The sequence below is a fragment of the Vibrio sp. 2130-1 genome, assembly GCF_033339515.1.
The window spans coordinates 1-701 of the sequence record NZ_JAWOUT010000281.1 but is presented as its reverse complement, the minus strand read 5'-3'; the positions used below and the strand labels follow the sequence as shown (position 1 = coordinate 701).

Genomic DNA, 701 nt, shown 5'->3' with positions numbered 1-701 from the left:
ACGTACGATGATCAAATTAGAAAATATCCACAAGCGCTTTGGCGATACTGAAGTCCTGAAAGGCATTGATCTCGATATCAAACAGGGTGAGATCATCGTGATTATCGGCTCTAGCGGTACGGGTAAGTCGACCCTGTTGCGCACCGTTAACTTCCTTGAGCAGGCCGACGAAGGTCGTATCACTATCGACGACATCTCTGTCGATACACAAAAGCACACGAAAGCCGAAGTCTTGGCGCTGCGTCGCCGTACTGGGTTTGTTTTCCAAAATTATGCCCTTTTTGCGCACATGACGGCTCGCCAGAATATTGCCGAAGGTTTGATTACCGTGCGTGGCTGGAAGAAACAGGAAGCTCTGACTCGTGCACAGCAGATTCTGGATGATATTGGCCTTGGCGAGAAAGGTGACAGCTACCCGGCAGCTCTATCTGGTGGCCAGCAGCAGCGTGTCGGCATCGGTCGCGCTATGGCGTTACAGCCAGAACTGTTACTTTTTGATGAGCCAACTTCCGCGCTGGATCCGGAATGGGTCGGTGAAGTTCTCTCATTAATGAAGAAGTTAGCCAATCAGCATCAAACCATGCTGGTGGTAACACACGAGATGCAATTTGCTAAAGAAGTCGCCGATCGGGTGATCTTTATGGCGGAAGGCAACATCGTCGAACAAGGTTCTCCACAGGATATCTTCGATAATCCACAAG

At 49.9% G+C, this 701-nt stretch carries 1 protein-coding gene; it reads left to right on the top strand.

Annotated features, from left to right (window positions below; translation table 11 throughout):
* Window positions 1-7: 7 nt before the first annotated feature.
* Window positions 8-701, top strand: a 694-nt coding sequence (locus R7Q09_RS25745) for an amino acid ABC transporter ATP-binding protein (protein WP_318143891.1), incomplete at its 3' end; no start/stop codon positions are given.